The organism is Paracoccus binzhouensis, assembly GCF_016446475.1.
In the GTDB taxonomy this organism is placed as follows: domain Bacteria; phylum Pseudomonadota; class Alphaproteobacteria; order Rhodobacterales; family Rhodobacteraceae; genus Paracoccus; species Paracoccus binzhouensis.
The window spans coordinates 143,960-160,609 of sequence record NZ_JAEHFP010000001.1 but is presented as its reverse complement, the minus strand read 5'-3'; the positions used below and the strand labels follow the sequence as shown (position 1 = coordinate 160,609).

Below are 16,650 nucleotides of genomic sequence, written 5' to 3'. Positions count from 1 at the left end.
GCGCCGCCGGCTGACCCGGCGGCGCCCGTGGATCACTTCGCCGCCTGGCTGGTGGCCAGCGCGGCCCGGCTGGCCAGGCCGGTCGCATGTTCCATGACGTGATAGATCAGGTTCTGCTCGACCACGCCGTGGAACAGATGCGCCCAGGGGCCTTGCGCGAAGATCGCCACATCGTCGCCGGCATGGGTCTCGCTTTCGCCCAGCGGCACCAGCGCCTGCTGCAGGAAGTCGAGATCGGTGGTGTCGACGCCGGTCAGGTCGGCGCGCGGCTCGTCCAGGCGGGCGCCGGGGCCGTTCATGTAGCCCAGCGTCGTATAGGGCTTGCCGTCGTCGCCCTGCCCCGCGATGCCCAGGATCGGGTTGTTGCGCGCCGGATAGCCGGCGATCGAGAAGACATGGCTGTGGTCGGCGGTCAGGATGATCAGCGTCTCGGCCGGGTCGACCTTGCCGTAGACCGCCTTCACCGCCTCGGCCACCGCGACCGTGTCGGTCAGCGCGCGGGCGGCATTGCCGGCGTGATGGGCGTGGTCGACGCGACCACCCTCGATCATCAGCACATAGCCGTTCTCGTTCTTCGAGAGCATGTCGATGGCCTTGACCGACATCTCGGCCAGCGAGGGCTCGCCGCCGGCATCCTTCTCGCGATCCGCCTCGTACTGCATGTGGCTCGCGTTGAAGAGGCCCAGGAGCTTGCCGGTGCCGGCCGGATCGACCGCGTCGAATTCCTGCTTGTTCCAGACATAGGCGCCGTCGTTGTGGCGCGCCTTCCACTCGGCGATCAGGTCGCGGTCCTTGCGCGCGCCGGTCCTGGTCTCATCCTCGGGGTCCTGCTGGCTTTCCAGCATGAAATTGCCGCGGCCGCCGCCCAGGACGACCTCGAACCCGTCGCCCGCCGGCCAATCCACCAGCTGCGCGGCGATGTCCTTGCAGCCGTTCCGCACCGCTTCCTCGGGCAGGTCCTTGTCGGCCTCCCAGTCGCGGCCCGCGACCTTGGCATAGGTGGCGGCGGGCGTCGCATGGGTGATGCGCGCAGTTGAGATGATGCCGGTCGAAAGGCCCGCGGTCTCGGCCAGCTCGAACAGCGTCGTGACCTCGGCGCCCTTCTGGCTGGCGCAATCCTCGACCTTGACCTGCTGCGTCACGCCGATGGTGCCGTTCAGGGACTTCACGCCCGAGACGATGGCCGTCGCGGTCGGCGCCGAATCGGCCACCTGGCTGTCATGGGTATAGGTCTTGGACAGCGCCGTGTAGGGCAGCAGTTCCTCGAAGGAAAGCACGTTCGATTCCCCGTCCACGCCGCGGCTCTGGCCCTCGTAGATACGCGCGGCGGTGATGGTCGGCACCGACAGCCCGTCCACCACGAACAGCACGACGTTCTTGGCCCGGCCGACATTCGGCTGGTCGGCGATCTTCCGGGCCAGCTCGGCCTTGGCGGCGGTGAAATAGGAATCCTCGGCCTGCAGCACATTGTCCTGCGCGACGGCGGCCGTGGCCAGCACCAGAAGCGATGCGCCTGCCATCAGCGAGCGGAGTTGGAATTTCATGGGTCCCCCGGGGGTTTCTCGGTCCTTGCGCCGGGCGGCGCGACGCCCCGCCTAAACCCCCCGGGTAACGCTTTCGTGGCAGAGCCGTGATATCTTCGTGACAGTCTACTCGGCCGCAGCCCGGCAGGCGGTGCCGGCATCCAGCAGCGCCCGGATCTCGGGGCGGCACGAGCCGCAATTCGTGCCCGCCCGCAGCGCCTGCCCCACCGCCTCGACCGAGGTCAGGCGCCGGCTGGCGATGGCCTGCACGATGCTGTTCACGCCGATGCCGAAACAGGCGCAGACCAGCGCGCCCTCGTCCGGGCGGTCGGCGCCGGGACGGCCGGCCAGCGCGCCCGCGCCCTCCTCTCCCAGCAGCGCCGCGACATGGCTGCGCGACAGGCCCACCGGCCCGGGCGCCACGAACAGCGCCGCCTGCAGCCGGCCCTCGCGCAGGAAGGCCAGCCGAACCTGTCCGCGGGCGCGGTCGAGCAGCGCCAGCGGCTCGCCTGACAGGCCGAACAGCGCGCGGGCATGGGCGGTCCAGTCCTGCGGCACCTCCAGCCCGGCCAGTTCGGCCTGCTCTCCCCTTGGCAGCGTGGCCCGCGCCCAATAGGCGCAATCCGGCCTGATCCGGCCGGCCGAGACGGCAAAGCCGAACCAGCGCGCGGCAAAGGGCCGGATCGCCACCGCCGCCGATTTCAGCGCCGGCTGGCCCGAGACCGGATCGACAGCACCCGGAACCAGCGCATCGACCCGACCCGAGGGCGCGGTCTCGCCCGTCCAGTGCATCGGCGCGAAGGGATGGCCCGGCGCCACCCGGTCGCTGACCAGCACCCGCAGCACCGCGCGGCCATGCGGGCTTTCGACCTCGGCCAGGCTGGCGGGGGCCAGGCCCAGCCGGGCCGCGTCGCTTGGGTGCAGCTCCAGGAAGGGCTCGGCCAGGTGGCGGGACAGGCGCGGCGACAGGCCGGTGCGGGTCATGCTGTGCCAATGGTCGCGCACCCGGCCGGTGTTCAGCCGGAACGGATGATCCCCGCCGACCGGCTGCGGCGCGCGCGGCGTGACCGCGACCATCCGCCCCCGGCCCGAGGGCGTATGAAACCGCCCGTCGCCAAAGAACCGCCCGCCCTGCCTGGCCGCCGAATGCGGCCACAGGAAGGGTTGCAGCGCGTCATATTCCGCCGCGGTGATGCCGGCATGGGCCGAGATGTCGAAATCGCTGCCCAGACCGCCTGCGACGCCGGACAGCGCCGCGTGTTCGGCAAAGACCTCGGCCGGGCTGGTCCAGCCGAAAGCCTGGGCCCAGCCCATGCGGCGCCCGACCTCGGCCAGGATGCGCCAGTCGTCGCGCGCCTGCCCGGCGGGGGCCAGCGTCCGGCGCTGGCGGCTGATGCGGCGCTCGGAATTCGTCACCGTGCCGTCCTTTTCGCCCCAGCCGGTCGCCGGCAGGGCCACATGCGCCAGCCGCGTGGTGTCGGTCCGTGCCATGATGTCCGAGACCACGACGAAATCGCAGCCGGCGATGGCGCGGGCGACGCGATCGGCCTCAGGCATGGTGACGGCGGGGTTGGTGCAGATGATCCACAGCGCCTTGATCCGGCCGTCCTCGACGGCGCGGAACATGTCCACGGCCTTCAGCCCCGGCCGCTCGGCCATGCGCGGCGCGTTCCAGAAGGCGCGCACTGCCGCGCGATGCGCGGGGTTCTCGATCTCCAGGTGGCAGGCCAGCATGTTGGCCAGCCCGCCGACCTCGCGCCCGCCCATGGCGTTGGGCTGGCCGGTGACGCTGAACGGGCCCATGCCGGGCCGGCCGATGCGGCCGCTGGCCAGGTGGCAGTTCAGGATCGCATTCACCTTGTCTGTGCCGCTGTCGGACTGGTTCACGCCCTGCGACCAGACCGTCACCACCTTGTCGCTGTGCAGCCAGTGGTCGAGGAACTGCCTGATCTGGCTGTGCGCCAGCCCGGTGGCCGAGGGCAGCGTCTGGCGCGCAGCAGCCATGGCATCCTCGATTCCTTCCAGGTTATCGGCGCAATTCTCTGATCTCCTCCCGATTTCCGCCAGAAGCAGGTTGAACAGCGCCGCATCCGAACCCGGCGCCAGCGGCAGGTGCAGGTCGGCGATGTCGCAGCTTGCGGTGCGGCGCGGATCGACCACCACGACCCGCGTGCCCCGCGCCTCGCGCGCCGCGGCCAGCCGCTGGTAAAGCACCGGATGGCACCAGGCCAGGTTCGAGCCGACCAGCACCACGGTATCGGCCAGCTCCAGATCCTCGTAGAGCCCCGGTACCGTGTCGGTGCCGAAGGCCCGCCGGTGCCCCGCCACCGCCGAAGCCATGCAGAGCCGCGAATTGGTGTCGATGTTGCCCGAACCGATGAAGCCCTTCATCAGCTTGTTGGCGACATAGTAATCCTCGGTCAGCAGCTGCCCCGAGACATAGAAGCCGACCGAATCCGGCCCGTGCTCGGCGATGGTTTCGGAAAACCGGCGCGCGACCAGGTCCAGCGCCTCGTCCCAGCCGGCCTCGCGGCCATGGATGCGCGGGGCAAGCAGCCGGCCGGCATGGGCGACCGTCTCGCCAAGCGCCGCGCCCTTGACGCAAAGCCGGCCCCGGTTTGCCGGATGATCGGGGTCGCCCGCGATGCCCAGCCCGCCCCTGCCGTCGGGCGTCGCCAGCACGCCGCAACCCACGCCGCAATAGGGACAGGTGGTGCGGATGGTCTGCATGGCGACGCTCATTCGGCGGCGACCGGGACGGGCTCGGCGGCCTCGGGCTCGCGCCGGGGCGAGGTCTTGTGATGCGTGGCATAGATCATCGCGCCGACAAAGGTCAGGCCGCCGACCAGGTTGCCCAGCACGGTCGGGATCTCGTTCCAGAGCAGGTAATCGGCGATGGTGAACTGGCCGCCCAGCAAAAGGCCCGCCGGGAACAGGAACATGTTCACGATGGAATGCTCGAACCCCATGTAGAAGAACACCAGGATCGGCATCCACATGGCGATGACCTTGCCCGAGACGCTGGTGGACATCATCGCCGCCACCACCCCGGTCGAGACCATCCAGTTGCACATGACCGCGCGGATGAACAGCGTCAGCATCCCCGCCGCGCCATGCGCGGCATAGCCAAGCGTCCGTCCCTCGCCGATATGGCCGATCTTTTCGCCGACGGCGTTCGGGGCCTCGGAAAAGCCGAAGGTGACGATGATCGCCATGAAGACCGCGACGGTGAAGGCGCCGGCGAAATTGCCGGCAAACACCAGGCCCCAGTTGCGCAGCATGCCCTGGACCGTCACCCCCGGGCGCCGGTCGATCAACGCCAGCGGCACCAGCGTGAACACGCCCGTCAGCAGGTCGAAGCCCAGCAGGTAGAGCATGCAGAAGCCGACCGGGAACAGCAGCGCGCCGAGCAGCGGCTCGCCGGTGTTCACGGTGACGGTGACGGCAAAGGCGGCGGCCAGCGCCAGGATCGCCCCGGCCATATAGGCGCGGATCAGCGTGTCCTTGGTGGACATGAAGACCTTGGCCTCGCCGGCATCGATCATCTTCTTCGCGAAATCGGCAGGATTGACATAGGACATGATGCAGCTCCTTCAGGCAGCGTTCGAGCGGGAGACGAGTTCGGCGCCGATCAGGATCCGGCCCCGGTCGACGCGCACGGGCCAGGTGCGGACCTGGCCCTGGTCGGCGCCCTGCGCGGACCCCGAATTCATGTCGAAGACCCAGTTGTGCAGCGGGCAGGTGACGCGATCGCCATGCACGATGCCCTCGGACAGCGGGCCGCCCTTGTGCGGGCAGCGGTCGTCCAGGGCAAAGACCCGGTCGTCCAGGGTGCGGAACACCGCGACGCAGCCCTGCGCGGTGCGGATCACCCGCGCGCCCTGGCGGGGGATGTCCTCGAGGGCTCCGATATCGACAAAGATGGTCATTCCGCGGCCTCCAGGGTCAGATCGGCAAGGGGCGCCCAGCGGGGCGTTTCGGTGGTGGTGGAATGTTCGGCCCAGGGATCCTTGCGATAGACCGACTGGCTGATCTCGAAGCGTTCGACCAGCGCCCGACGGGTGGGCAGGTCGCCGATCTGCGCCTTGACCCAGTCGAGCCCGACCTTGGCCACCCATTTGTAGGGCCGGTCCAGATAGCGCGCGTTCTCGCGGTAAAGCTGGACGAAGGCGGTGATGATCTCGACCGCCTCGTCCTCGGACGGGGTCGAGGCCAGGGGTTCTGTCTCCTTCACCTCCATCCCGGCGGCGCCGGCGACGCTGATCTGGTAGCCGCTGTCGACGCAGATCACGCCCACGTCCTTGCAGGTCGCCTCGGCGCAGTTCCTGGGGCAGCCCGAGACGCCCAGCTTGACCTTGTGCGGTGTCCACGACCCCCAGAGCAGCTTTTCCAGCCGGATGCCGAGGCCCGTGGAATCCTGGGTGCCGAAGCGGCAGAACTCGCTGCCGACGCAGGTCTTCACCGTGCGCAGCCCCTTGGAATAGGCATGGCCCGAGACCAGCCCGGCGGCGTTCAGGTCGGCCCACATATGCGGCAGATCCTCTTTCTTCACGCCCAGCAGGTCGATGCGCTGGCCGCCTGTGACCTTGACCATGGGCACGGCGTATTTCTCGGCCGCGTCGGCGATGGCGCGCAGCTCGGCCGGCGTGGTGACGCCGCCCCACATGCGCGGCACCACCGAATAGGTGCCGTCCTTCTGGATGTTGGCGTGGTTCCTTTCGTTCACGAAACGCGACTGGCGGTCGTCCTGGTATTCCAGCGGGTATTCGGCCAGCAGGTAATAGTTCAGCGCCGGACGGCAGGAATGGCAGCCGCCGACGCTCTTCCAGCCCAGCTCCTGCATGACCGCCGGGATCGACTTCAGCCCCATCGACTTGATGAGCCGCCGCACGTCCTCGTGGCTGTGGTCGGTGCATTTGCACATGCCGGCGGGCGCGGGCGCGACGAAACCGTCGCCCAGGGTCAGCTTCATCACCTGCTCGACCAGCCCGGTGCAGGTGCCGCAGGATCCCGAGGCCTTGGTGCAGGCGCGCACCGCGTCGAGCGTGGTTGCGCCATTCAGCACCGCCTCGGTGATGGTGCCCTTGCAGACGCCGTTGCAGCCGCAGATCTCCGCTTCAGGCGGCAAGGCTGCAACGGCCGCCATAGGGTCCAGCGCGGCCCCCCCCTGGAAGGCCGGGCCGAAGATCAGCGTGTCGCGCATCTCGCTGATGTCGGTTTCGTCCTTCATCAGCCCGTAGAACCAGTTGCCATCGGCGGTGTCGCCATACATGACCACGCCGACGATGCGGTCGTTTTCCAGCACCAGCCGCTTGTAGATGCCGCGACCCGGATCGCGGAACACGATGTCCTCGCGCCCCTCGCCTTCGGCGAAATCGCCGGCGCTGAACAGGTCGCAGCCGGTCACCTTCAGCTTGGTGGCGGTCTGGACCGGGCGGAATTCGGCCTCCTCGCCCAGCAGCGTCCGGGCCAGCACCTTGGCCTGGTCGTAAAGCGGCGCGACAAGGCCGAAGACCTGGCCGCGATGCTCGACGCATTCGCCAAGCGCGAAGATATGCGGGTCCGAGGTGCGCAGGGCGTCGTCGACGACGATGCCGCGCTCGACCTCCAGATGCGCGTCATTGGCCAGCCGCACCTCGGGGCGGATGCCGACGGCCATGCAGACCAGGTCGGCGGGATGGACGGTCCCGTCCTCCAGTAGCACCGCCTCGGCGCGGTCATGGCCCAGGATCGCCTTGGTCGCGCCCTTGCAATGCACCTTGATGCCGCGCCGCTCAAGGTCGCGCTGCAGCAGGTAGCCGGCGGCGGGGTCCAGCTGCCGCTCCATCAGGTGGCCCATCAGATGGACGACGGTGACGCGGGCGCCGCGCGCCGCCATGCCGGCCGCGGCCTCGAGGCCCAGAAGCCCGCCGCCGATCACCACCGCGTCCTTGCCGGCGATCCCGGCCTCGATCATGGCGTTGGTGTCCTCGAGGTCGCGATAGGTCACCACGCCCGGCAGGTCGCTGCCCGGCACCGGGATGATGAAGGGCGCCGAGCCGGTGGCAATGACCAGCGCGTCATAGGGCGCGCCTCCCGAATTGGAATAGACGGCACGGTTGGCGCGGTCGATCCGCACCACCGGCTCGCCGAAGCGGCAATCGACGCCATGCGCGGCATACCAGTCCGCGTCATGGGTGACGATCTGCTCATAGGTCTTTTCGCCCGACAGGACCGGCGACAGCATCAGCCGGTTGTAGTTGCCGCGCGGCTCGGCGTTGAACAGGGTGACATGCCATGCGCCGGGCGCGGCCTCGAACAGCTGCTCCAGCAGGCGGCCCGAGGCCATGCCGGCGCCGATGACGACGAGTTTCTTCATCGCGGGACTCCTTTCTCAGGCGGCTTGCAGGGGGGCGCGGCCCATCTGGCGGATCGAGGCGTGCATCCAGAGCGCGCAGGCCCCGACCAGCAGGAACAGCGCCATGAAGCAGCTGGACCACAGTCCGGTCTGGTCGCGCAGCCAGCCGAAGAGCAGCGGCAGCACGAAGCCGCCCAGGCCGCCGATCATGCCGACCAGCCCGCCGACGGCGCCGACATGGCCGGGGTAATAGCTGGGGATGTGCTTGTAGACGGCGGCCTTGCCCAGGCTCATGACGAAGCCCAGGACGAAGATCACCGCCAGGAAGACCGGCACCGGCACGCCCGAGGGGATCGACAGGATCGCCGTCGCGACCAGCGAGACGAGGAAGGTCGCATACATCACCGCCCGCGCGCCGATCCGGTCCGACAGCACCCCGCCCCAGGCGCGGAAGATCGAGCCGGGGATGGAATAGGCGGCGCCGATCATGCCGGCGGTGGCGATGCCGAAGCCGTAGACCTCGGTCAGGTAATGCGGCAGCCACAGCGCCAGGGCGACGAAGCCGCCGAAGCTGAAGAAATAATAGGCCGAGAAGCGCCAGACCCGCATCTGGCCCAGCGGCGCGAGCTCGGCGCGCAGCGACGTCTTGCGGCCTTGCCCGGCTGCGGTGACTGGATCCTCCTTGCTGAAGACCCAGAACAGCACCGCGGTCAGCGCCAGCGCGCCGGCCCAGATCTGCGCCGTCGCCTGCCAGCCCAGGGCCAGCATGACGAAGGGCGCGGCAAACTTGGTCACGGCGGCACCCACATTGCCGGTGCCGAAGATGCCCAGCGCCGTGCCCTGCCGCCCCTCGGCATAGAAGCGCGAGACATAGGCGACACCCACGGCAAAGGAGCCGCCGGCCAGCCCGACGCCCAGCGCCGCCAGCAGCATCTGCGGCCAGGTGCTGGCCCAGGACAACAGGAAGGTCGCGCCGGCGGCGGCCAGCATGGTCAGCGTATAGACGCGCCGCCCGCCCAGCCGGTCGGTCAGCACGCCCAAGGCGATGCGCACCAGCGAGCCGGTCAGGATCGGCAGGCCGATCAGCAGGCCGAACTGGGTCTCGGTCAGGGAAAGCTGTTCGCGGATCTGCAGGCCGATGATCGAGAAGATGGTCCAGACCGCGAAGCAGATGGTGAAGGCGAAGGTCGAGAGGCCCAGAGCGCGGCTGGCCTCAGAGGGCGGAACGGGGGAAACGGCGGGCATGGTGGCTCCGATGCGTTGCTGATGGCGAAGGCTGTCGGAAAGCGCGGCCGGGCGGCGGAAGGCCGCAGCGGATTTGCGCTTTCGGGGAAGGATCGCCGCGCCCTTGCGGGAATCCGTGCCGCATCATTGCGAGCGGGCCGGTGGCGCGCCGTTGCGCCGGGCCATGGGATCAGACTGGGTCAGGACACGGGCCGGAGCAAGCCTTGATGCGGCATCGCAGCATCCGCGGCCGCCTGCGCCCGAAAGCCGGGCAGCCCCGCGCCCGGCCTGCCCGCAAAACGCTCAGCCGGCGAAGGGCGGCTCGAAGACGGTGCCGTCGAAGAAGGCATCGGCGCGCAGAATCATCTGGCCCTTTTCCGCCGCGACCTCGCGGTCCTCGGCCAGCGCGCCTTCCAGCCGCGCCGAGGCGCCGGGCAAGGCCGCCCCCGCCTCGCGCAGGTGCTGGCGGTAAAGATCGGTGCGGAAATGCGCCATCGCCTTTTGCATCGCCGGCGCCGGGTCCAGCCCGTGGCGCAGGGCGATGCGCTGCGCAAAGAAGGCGGCAAGGCTTTTCCAGGGGAAATTCGCCGCCCCGGCATGGAAGGCGATGAAGCCCGGCACATGGCGGATCTCGCCCGAGGGCGTGACCTGCAGCCGCCCGGTCAGCCCACGCTCGGCCAGTTCGGCCGGCAGGTCCAGATATTCGCGCCGCGACAGGATCTCGGCGGCGGTGTCGCGGTTCTCGGGCTCGTCGAGCCAGCGCCCGGCGCGCCAGATGGCCCGCATCAGCGCGCCGGTCAGCTGCGGCTCGGCTTCGGTGAGGTCGCGGCGCAGCACCAGCCCCTTTTCCGGCGGCGAGGCCCAGATCGCCGTGCCGGGCAAGAGCAGCGCGGCAAGGCCGCGATCCACCGCGCTCGACGCCCAGGGCTCGCCGACGCAGAAGGCATCAACCTCGCCCGCGGCCATGGATTCGGCCATCAGCGGCGGCGGCACGGTGACGACCTCCAGAACCGGGTCGAAGCCGCAGGCGCCCAGCCAGTGGCGGATCAGTTCCAGTTGGGTCGAGAAATGGAAGGGCACGCCCACCCGCAACCGGCCGGGCGCGGCGCGTTGCAGCGCACGGGCGGCCTTGCGGGCATCGCGGAAATCGAAATCATGGCCCTGCTCGCGCATGCTGGCGGCAAGGGCAGCGCTGACCGCGACCGCCTGCCCGCCCTGCGACAGGAACATCACCAGGTCCAGCTCCGGCAGCGCCGGCCCCAGCCCCAGCGCCTGCGCGACCGGCATCGGCACCAGCATATGCGCCGCCTCGATCAGCCCGGCCCCCAGCATGTCGCGGGCCTGTGCCCAGGCGCCCAGGCGCAGCAGCCGGAACTCCAGCCCCTCCTCGGCGGCAAAGCCCAGCTCGCGCGCCACGATCAGCGGTGCTGCGTCGATCAGCGGCACATAGCCCAGGCGCAGGGGCGTCAGCGGCATGACAGCAACCCCGCGGCAAGGACCAACTGCTGCGCGATCTCGGCCACGCGCTTGCCCTGGTCCATCGCCGTCTTGCGCAGCAGCGCATAGGCGGCCTCCTCGTCGATGCCGCGCGCCTTCATCAGCACGGCCTTGGCGCGGTCGATCACCTTGCGCTCCTCCAGCGCCGCGCGGGTGGCGGCCAGTTCGGCGCGCATGCGCTGGAACATGTGAAAGCGCGCGACGGCCGCGTCCAGCACCGGCTTGATGCGGTCCGGCCGCAGCCCGTCCACGACATAGGCCGAGATCCCTGCCTCGACCGCCGCCCGGGTCAGGTGCTCGTCCGAGCGGTCCACGAACATCGCCACCGGCCGCTCGGTGGGGCCCGAGGCCAGCGCCAGCTCCTCGAGCACGTCGCGCGAGGGGTTGGCCAGGTCGATCAGCACGATGTCGGGCCGGCACTCGGCGATATGGCGCGCAAGGCCGGTTTCCTCGGAGATGATGCGGATGTCGTGGTCGCCGATCTCGCGCAGCCCGTCCACGATCGGGGCGGCGCGTTCCGGGTCGGGTTCGATGACGACGATCGAAAGGCGCTTGTCCATCTGCTTCCTGCTCTCTCCCCTTCCAGCAGGTGCCAGCGGGGTCGGGTGCCGGCAACGCATCCCGCGCCTGCCGCGCCGCACAGCCGCGATCTGCACAACGCGCGGGCAGATGCGCGGCGCGGCGCGCGGGAAACGGGCAGAGCATCGATGCGGCCAGGTGAGCCTTGGCCCCTTGAGCCTGCCGGTTCCCCGGCTAATCTGTCCGCATCCAGGCAAGCCGGGGGAACCATGGCCCAGATCATCCTGCTGACGGGCAAGGCGGCACCGCTGCCGGGCAGCGACCAGAAAAGCGGCATCGACAAGCGCCCGGCGGACCGGCCGCTGGCGCTTGGGCCCGAGGGGTTCGAGGGCGACGAACAGGCCGACCGCCGCGTGCATGGCGGGCCGGAAAAGGCCGTGCATCATTATCCCTTCGATCATTACCCGGCCTGGCGCGCGGAACTTGGGCGGCCGCGCCCGGCCGAAGCACCGGGGGTTTCACACCCCCGGCCCCCCGTGGAGTATTTGAGGAACGAAGAAATCGAGGCGCTTCTGGAGACGCCCGGCGCCTTTGGCGAGAACATCTCGACCGATGGGCTGACCGAGGCGGATGTGGCGGTTGGCGACATCTTCCGGCTCGGCTCGGCCCTGGTGCAGGTCTCGCAGGGCCGGCAGCCCTGCTGGAAGCTGAACCGCCGCTTCGGCGTCGGGGACATGGCACGGCGCGTGCAGCAAAGCGGCCGCACCGGCTGGTATTACCGCGTCCTGCAGCCCGGCATCGTCGCCCCCGGCGACCGGCTGGAGCGGATCGACCGCGTGGCGCCCGACTGGACATTGCGCCGGCTCTGGCATGCGCTCTACGTGGACCGGCTGAACCTGGGCGAGCTGCAGGGCATCGCCGCGCTGGACGTGCTGGCCGAGGGCTGGCGGCGCTATGCCGTGCGCCGGCTGGAGAGCGGCCGGGTCGAGGACTGGTCCAGGCGGCTGGAGGGCGGTGCATGACCCGCCCGCTGGTGATCTCGATCCAGAGCCAGGTGGTCATGGGCCATGTCGGCAATTCGGCGGCGGTGTTCCCGATTCTGGCGGCGGGGCTGGAGGTGGCGCCGGTCCCGACGGTGATCTTTTCCAACACCCCGGATTATCCCAGCCTGCGCGGCCGGCCACTGCCCGGCGATTTCTTCGCCGACCTGTTGCAGGGCCTCTGGGACCGCGGCCTGCCCGAGCGCGCGGATTTCCTGCTGACCGGCTATATCGGCTCGGTCGAGGTGGCGCGGCTGACCGCCGATTTCGTCGCCCGCGCCAAGGCGGCAAACCCGCGCCTGCGCTATTATTGCGATCCGGTGCTGGGCGACGAGCAGCCGGGCCTCTACGTGCCCCGTGAGATCGCCAACACCTTCCGCGACCGGCTGCTGCCCATGGCCGACATCGCCTCGCCCAACCCGTTCGAGGTCGCCTGGCTGACCGGCCAGCCCATCGCCGAGCTGGCCGACATCCACCGCGCCGCGCGAGGGCTGCGCATGGCGCCCGAGGCCCAGCTGATCGTCACCGGCTGCCGGCTGCGCGAGACCGCGCCCGGCTTGCTGGAAAGCGTGATCCTGGGGCCGCAGGGGCTGACGCGCCATCCGACGCCGCATCTGCCGGTGGCGCTGGCCGGGACCGGAGACCTGCTCGCCGGGCTGATCACCGCGGCGCTGGGGCAAGGCCGCAGCCTGGCGCAGGCGGTCGAATTCGCGCAGATCCAGACCTCGCGGGCGCTGTCGCGCGCGGCGGAGCTGGGAACGAAAGAGGTGGTGCTGTCCGACCCCGCGTTCCGCGCCGCCCTGCTGGACTGCTGACCGCGCCGGCTTCTTCATTGCCCCAATACCCGAGGGGGCAGGTTCGACAGCGCCTTGGGCATGCGGCCGAGGGGCATGGGCTGCCCGTCGCGGCCCGATCCGGGCGATCTGGGCGATCCGGGCGATCCGGAAGCGAGCCGATCCAGGGGCGGCGCAGGACGGGCCCGGCAATCCGGCGCAGATACTTGCGCGTCACCTAGGGACATGCGCTCCTGCCCGGCGATCATGGCTCGGCGGCCTGCATCAGCTCGGCGAAATAGCGCGCCGGCGGCTTTCCGAATGCCTTCTTGAACATGGTGATGAATGCAGTGACCGAGTCATAACCCAGCTGCTCGGCGACATGCTGCACCGTCTGCCCGGAAGACAGCGCGCGCATGGCCACGATCAGGTGCAGCTGCTGGCGCCAGCGCCCGAAGGTCAGGCCGGTTTCCCGCAGGACCAACCGGGCCAGCGAGCGCTCGCTCATCGCGACCAGCCTGGCCCAGTCGGCAAGCGTCCTTCGGTCCGCGGGATCGTCCGAGAGCAGCGCCGCGATCTTGCGCAACCGCGGCTCGTCCGATGTCGGCAGGCACATCTGCGCGACCGGCATTTCGGCAAGCTCCTCCAGAAGCACCGCAGCCTTGCGTGCCGCCGGGCTGTCCGGCGGGTATTCGGACGGCTGGTCGGCCATGTGCAGCACCAGTTCCCGCAGCAATGGCGTGATCGAAAGCGTGCAGCACCGCTCGGGAAGGCGCGCGGCCTCCGGCTGGACAAAGAGATAGCAGATGCGCGCATTCGCGGTGGCGCGGACGCTGTGCGGCATTTGCCCCGGGATCCACACGGCGCATCGCGGCGGGACCATCCAGAGCGCCTTGGGCACCTCGCAGGTCACGCCACCCCGAAGCGCCAGGACCAGCTGCCCCTGGCGATGCCGATGGACCGGAACCTCGCTTCTGTGCGCGGCGATATCCACGCGCATGCCGACCACCGGGCCGCGGATCCTGGTCTCGTCGAAATTCTTCAGCGCCGGTTCCAGCGACATGGCCATGGCATGCATTTTGGCAGGATTCAGAGATAAATTGTCATTTTATCTGAATTCAGCCGGAGGCCCAAGCGGTAACCTGCCGCCTGTCTGCTTTTCCCTTGGAGGTATGAATGACCAATCGCGATGCAGCCGTGACGGTTGCCCGGCCGGCCTTGCTGATGGCGGGGCTTCTGTCGATCGCCGCCAACCTGCGCGCGCCGATCACCGGCGTTGCCCCGGTTCTGGAAACATTGCAGTCGGCGCTGGCGCTTTCGCCGGCCCAGGCGGGCCTCCTGACCACGCTGCCGCTGCTGGCATTCGGGATCATCTCGCCGTTCGCCGCGCTCTTCGCGAGGGAATACGGCCTGGAGCGTTCGCTGTTCGGGGCGCTGCTGCTGATCGGCGCCGCGGTGGTCCTGCGCTCTGCCGGCCCGGCATGGGCCCTGTATCTGGGCACGGGCTTCATCGGTGCCGGCATCGCGGTGGGCAATGTGCTGCTTCCCAGCCTGGTCAAGCGCGACTTCCCGGCCAGGGTGCCCGCGATCATGGGCGTCTGCGCGATCGCCATGGGCGGCGCGGCCGCGCTGGCCTCGGCGAGCGCCGTGCCGCTGGGCCATGCGCTGGGATGGCGATGGGCACTTGGTGCCACGCTGGTCTTTCCCCTGCTCGCCGCGCTGGTCTGGAGCAGCCAGCTGGGCGGCCATACCGGACCGGCCAGGGACACCGCGGCGCCGCCACATGGCGGCCGGGTGTGGCGGTCCGCCCTGGCATGGCAGGTGACCCTGTTCATGGGCATCAATTCGCTGGTCTATTATGTGCTGGTCGCCTGGCTGCCATCCATCCTGACCTCCGCCGGGATTTCCCCGGCGCTTGCCGGTTCGCTTCACGGGATCATGCAGTTCGCCTCGGCGGTGCCCGGGCTGTTGCTCGGTCCCGTCGTCGGCCGGATGCGGGACCAGAGGCTGGTCGCGGCCACCATGGGCGGGCTGATGGCCGTGGCGCTGTTCGGCTTCGCCATGGCCCCGGGCGCGGCCTCTCTCTGGGCGTTCTGCTTTGGCCTGGGCTCGGGCGGCGGCGTGTTGCTGGCGCTGATGTTCATGGGCCTGCGCGCGAGCAGCGCCCACCAGGCCGCGGCGCTGTCCGGCATGGCCCAATGTGTCGGCTATTGCCTGGCAGCCTGCGGCCCGACGCTCGCGGGAAAGCTGCACGACCTTGCCGGCAGCTGGATCCCGGTGCTGCATGTCGGCATGGTCCTCTCGATTGTGATGATGGTCCTCGGCGTGCTGGCCGGTCGCGCGCGAACGATCGGGACCGATCAGCCGCCAGCGCAGAGGCTGCCATGAGGCGATCGCCTGGCAATTCGGGCCAGGCCAGCCATTTCAGGCCGTTGCAGACCTTGTGGCATCCAGGAAGGAATCGCGGCATCTGCGCAGGGCGTCTTTGCCCCCGAGTCCTTCCCCGCAATCCTGTTGAGCCCGCCCTGCAGAGTGAAGCCGAGGCTTGGACCGAGCCATGCGCGTCGGCACGATCATGGTCTGGTCGCGCAAGCCCGTGGCAGCGCCTGGCTGCTCAGCCCCGGCAGCTGGCGGATCGGATCCACGATAAATCTGCCTGGCTTTCCGGCGCCGCAACCGCCGCCGCCCGCCCTCCTAAAGCGGTGCGCCCGAAACTTGAATCGGGGGATTCCTGTCGGCGGTTTTTCGTGATTCCATTCCTTTGGGAGGATGGATCATGTCAGCACCATTGCCATCGGCGCTTCGGGTTCGGTTTCAACGCTACATTGAGGAGGGTCTGAGCGGACGAGCGGCAGCGGCGCGCCTGAAGCTGTCGCCGGCGACGGGCGCGCGATGGGCGCGTTTGGTTCGGACCATCGGCGATGCGGGCGCGGCACCACAAGGTCGCCCCAGGGGCCATGGAAAGCTGGCGCCGCATCGCGGCTTTTTCGAGGAGCTGCTGAAACAGGATGCCGACATGACCCTGCTCGAATTGGGGCGGGCGCTTGAGGATGCGACCGGCATCTGTGCCCATTCGGCCTCGATCGGGCGCTTTCTGCGCAAGCTGGGCTATCGCTACAAGAAAAATCATTGGTGGCCTCCGAGCGGTGTTGCGCGCGCGTAAAGCAACTGCGTTCGGACTGGTTCCGGCAGCGCATGCCCGCGATGCGCGAGCACCCTGAGCGGATTGTGTTCATTGACGAAACCTCGGTTAAGACCAATCTCACCCGCTTGCGAGGGCGGGCGCTGCACGGGCAACGATTGATCACCGACGCGCCGTTTGGAAGCTGGAGCACCCAGACGTTCATCGCGGGCCTGACGGCTGATGCACTGATCGCGCCTTGGATCATCAAAGGGGCGATGGATGGAAACGCTTTCGCTGCCTATATCCGTGAGGTGCTGGCCCCGGAACAGTCGCCACGCACCGTCGTCATCCTGGACAATCTCGCCACCCATCGCAATGCCGAGGCGACACGGGCAATCCGACAGGCAGGTTGTTGGTTTCTCTACCTGCCGCCATATTCGCCTGACCTGAACCCGATAGAAATGGCATTTGCAAAGCTCAAGGCGCATCTCAGAAGCATCGGAGCGCGCAGCTTTATCCAAGTCTTCGACGCCATCGGAAGGGTCTGCGACATGTTCGACCCAACCGAATGCTGGAACTACTTCAAGGCTGCCGGATATGTCGCAGGTTAAAA

Annotated in this window: 14 protein-coding genes; 5 read left to right on the top strand and 9 right to left on the bottom strand. The window is 69.1% G+C overall.

Features of this window, described 5'->3' with window-relative positions; genetic code table 11:
* Window positions 1-32 precede the first annotated feature (32 nt).
* The 8 genes from I9P22_RS00760 to I9P22_RS00725 form a co-directional block, all read right to left on the bottom strand.
* Window positions 33-1,544 (bottom strand): alkaline phosphatase, encoded by a 1,512-nt coding sequence (locus I9P22_RS00760; protein WP_199257513.1) that lies wholly within the window; start codon window positions 1,542-1,544, stop codon window positions 33-35.
* Window positions 1,545-1,649: 105 nt separating this feature from the next.
* Window positions 1,650-4,253: a nitrate reductase gene (locus tag I9P22_RS00755; protein WP_199257512.1), complete on the bottom strand. Its 2,604-nt coding sequence runs from the start codon at window positions 4,251-4,253 to the stop codon at window positions 1,650-1,652.
* An 8-nt stretch (window positions 4,254-4,261) separates the two neighbouring features.
* A complete protein-coding gene (locus I9P22_RS00750; protein ID WP_199257511.1) occupies window positions 4,262-5,104 on the bottom strand; it encodes a formate/nitrite transporter family protein in 843 nt (280 codons plus the stop codon).
* A gap of 12 nt (window positions 5,105-5,116) precedes the next feature.
* Window positions 5,117-5,452 carry a nitrite reductase small subunit NirD gene (gene nirD / locus I9P22_RS00745; RefSeq protein ID WP_199257510.1) on the bottom strand — a complete coding sequence of 112 codons (336 nt, stop codon included), beginning with the start codon at window positions 5,450-5,452 and terminating at the stop codon, window positions 5,117-5,119.
* Entirely contained in the window at window positions 5,449-7,881 is a 2,433-nt protein-coding gene (gene nirB / locus I9P22_RS00740; RefSeq protein ID WP_199257509.1) for a nitrite reductase large subunit NirB, read from the bottom strand. Before nirB ends, nirD begins: the two co-directional genes overlap by 4 nt.
* 15 nt (window positions 7,882-7,896) lie before the next feature.
* Window positions 7,897-9,105 (bottom strand): MFS transporter, encoded by a 1,209-nt coding sequence (locus I9P22_RS00735; protein WP_199257508.1) that lies wholly within the window; start codon window positions 9,103-9,105, stop codon window positions 7,897-7,899.
* Between the two features lie 282 nt (window positions 9,106-9,387).
* Window positions 9,388-10,560 carry a CmpA/NrtA family ABC transporter substrate-binding protein gene (locus tag I9P22_RS00730; protein ID WP_199257507.1) on the bottom strand — a complete coding sequence of 391 codons (1,173 nt, stop codon included), beginning with the start codon at window positions 10,558-10,560 and terminating at the stop codon, window positions 9,388-9,390.
* The gene (locus I9P22_RS00725; protein ID WP_028713869.1) at window positions 10,551-11,141 is read right to left on the bottom strand and encodes an ANTAR domain-containing response regulator; all 591 of its coding nucleotides are present in this window, start codon (window positions 11,139-11,141) and stop codon (window positions 10,551-10,553) included. The genes I9P22_RS00730 and I9P22_RS00725 overlap by 10 nt, the downstream gene beginning before the upstream one ends.
* 228 nt (window positions 11,142-11,369) lie before the next feature.
* Between I9P22_RS00725 and I9P22_RS00720 the strand changes: the two genes are divergently transcribed.
* Together I9P22_RS00720 and pdxY are read left to right on the top strand one after the other, a co-directional pair.
* Complete coding sequence (locus I9P22_RS00720; protein WP_199257506.1) at window positions 11,370-12,122, top strand: MOSC domain-containing protein; 753 nt, start codon at window positions 11,370-11,372, stop codon at window positions 12,120-12,122.
* Window positions 12,119-12,955, top strand: a complete 837-nt coding sequence (pdxY, locus tag I9P22_RS00715; RefSeq protein WP_199257505.1) for a pyridoxal kinase — start codon at window positions 12,119-12,121, stop codon at window positions 12,953-12,955. The genes I9P22_RS00720 and pdxY overlap by 4 nt, the downstream gene beginning before the upstream one ends.
* A gap of 223 nt (window positions 12,956-13,178) precedes the next feature.
* On the opposite strand, the gene I9P22_RS24430 is transcribed toward pdxY, so the two are convergent.
* Window positions 13,179-13,982: an AraC family transcriptional regulator gene (locus tag I9P22_RS24430; protein ID WP_233253109.1), complete on the bottom strand. Its 804-nt coding sequence runs from the start codon at window positions 13,980-13,982 to the stop codon at window positions 13,179-13,181.
* 107 nt (window positions 13,983-14,089) lie between these two features.
* Between I9P22_RS24430 and I9P22_RS00705 the strand changes: the two genes are divergently transcribed.
* The 3 genes from I9P22_RS00705 (at window position 14,090) to I9P22_RS25000 (ending at window position 16,648) form a co-directional block, all read left to right on the top strand.
* On the top strand, window positions 14,090-15,301 hold the full coding sequence (locus tag I9P22_RS00705) for an MFS transporter (protein WP_199257504.1): 1,212 nt from the start codon (window positions 14,090-14,092) through the stop codon (window positions 15,299-15,301).
* A 388-nt stretch (window positions 15,302-15,689) separates the two neighbouring features.
* A complete protein-coding gene (locus tag I9P22_RS25005; protein WP_408635135.1) occupies window positions 15,690-16,076 on the top strand; it encodes a helix-turn-helix domain-containing protein in 387 nt (128 codons plus the stop codon).
* The gene (locus I9P22_RS25000) at window positions 16,046-16,648 is read left to right on the top strand and encodes an IS630 family transposase (RefSeq protein WP_408635138.1); all 603 of its coding nucleotides are present in this window, start codon (window positions 16,046-16,048) and stop codon (window positions 16,646-16,648) included. Before I9P22_RS25005 ends, I9P22_RS25000 begins: the two co-directional genes overlap by 31 nt.
* The last annotated feature ends 2 nt before the right edge of the window (window positions 16,649-16,650 follow it).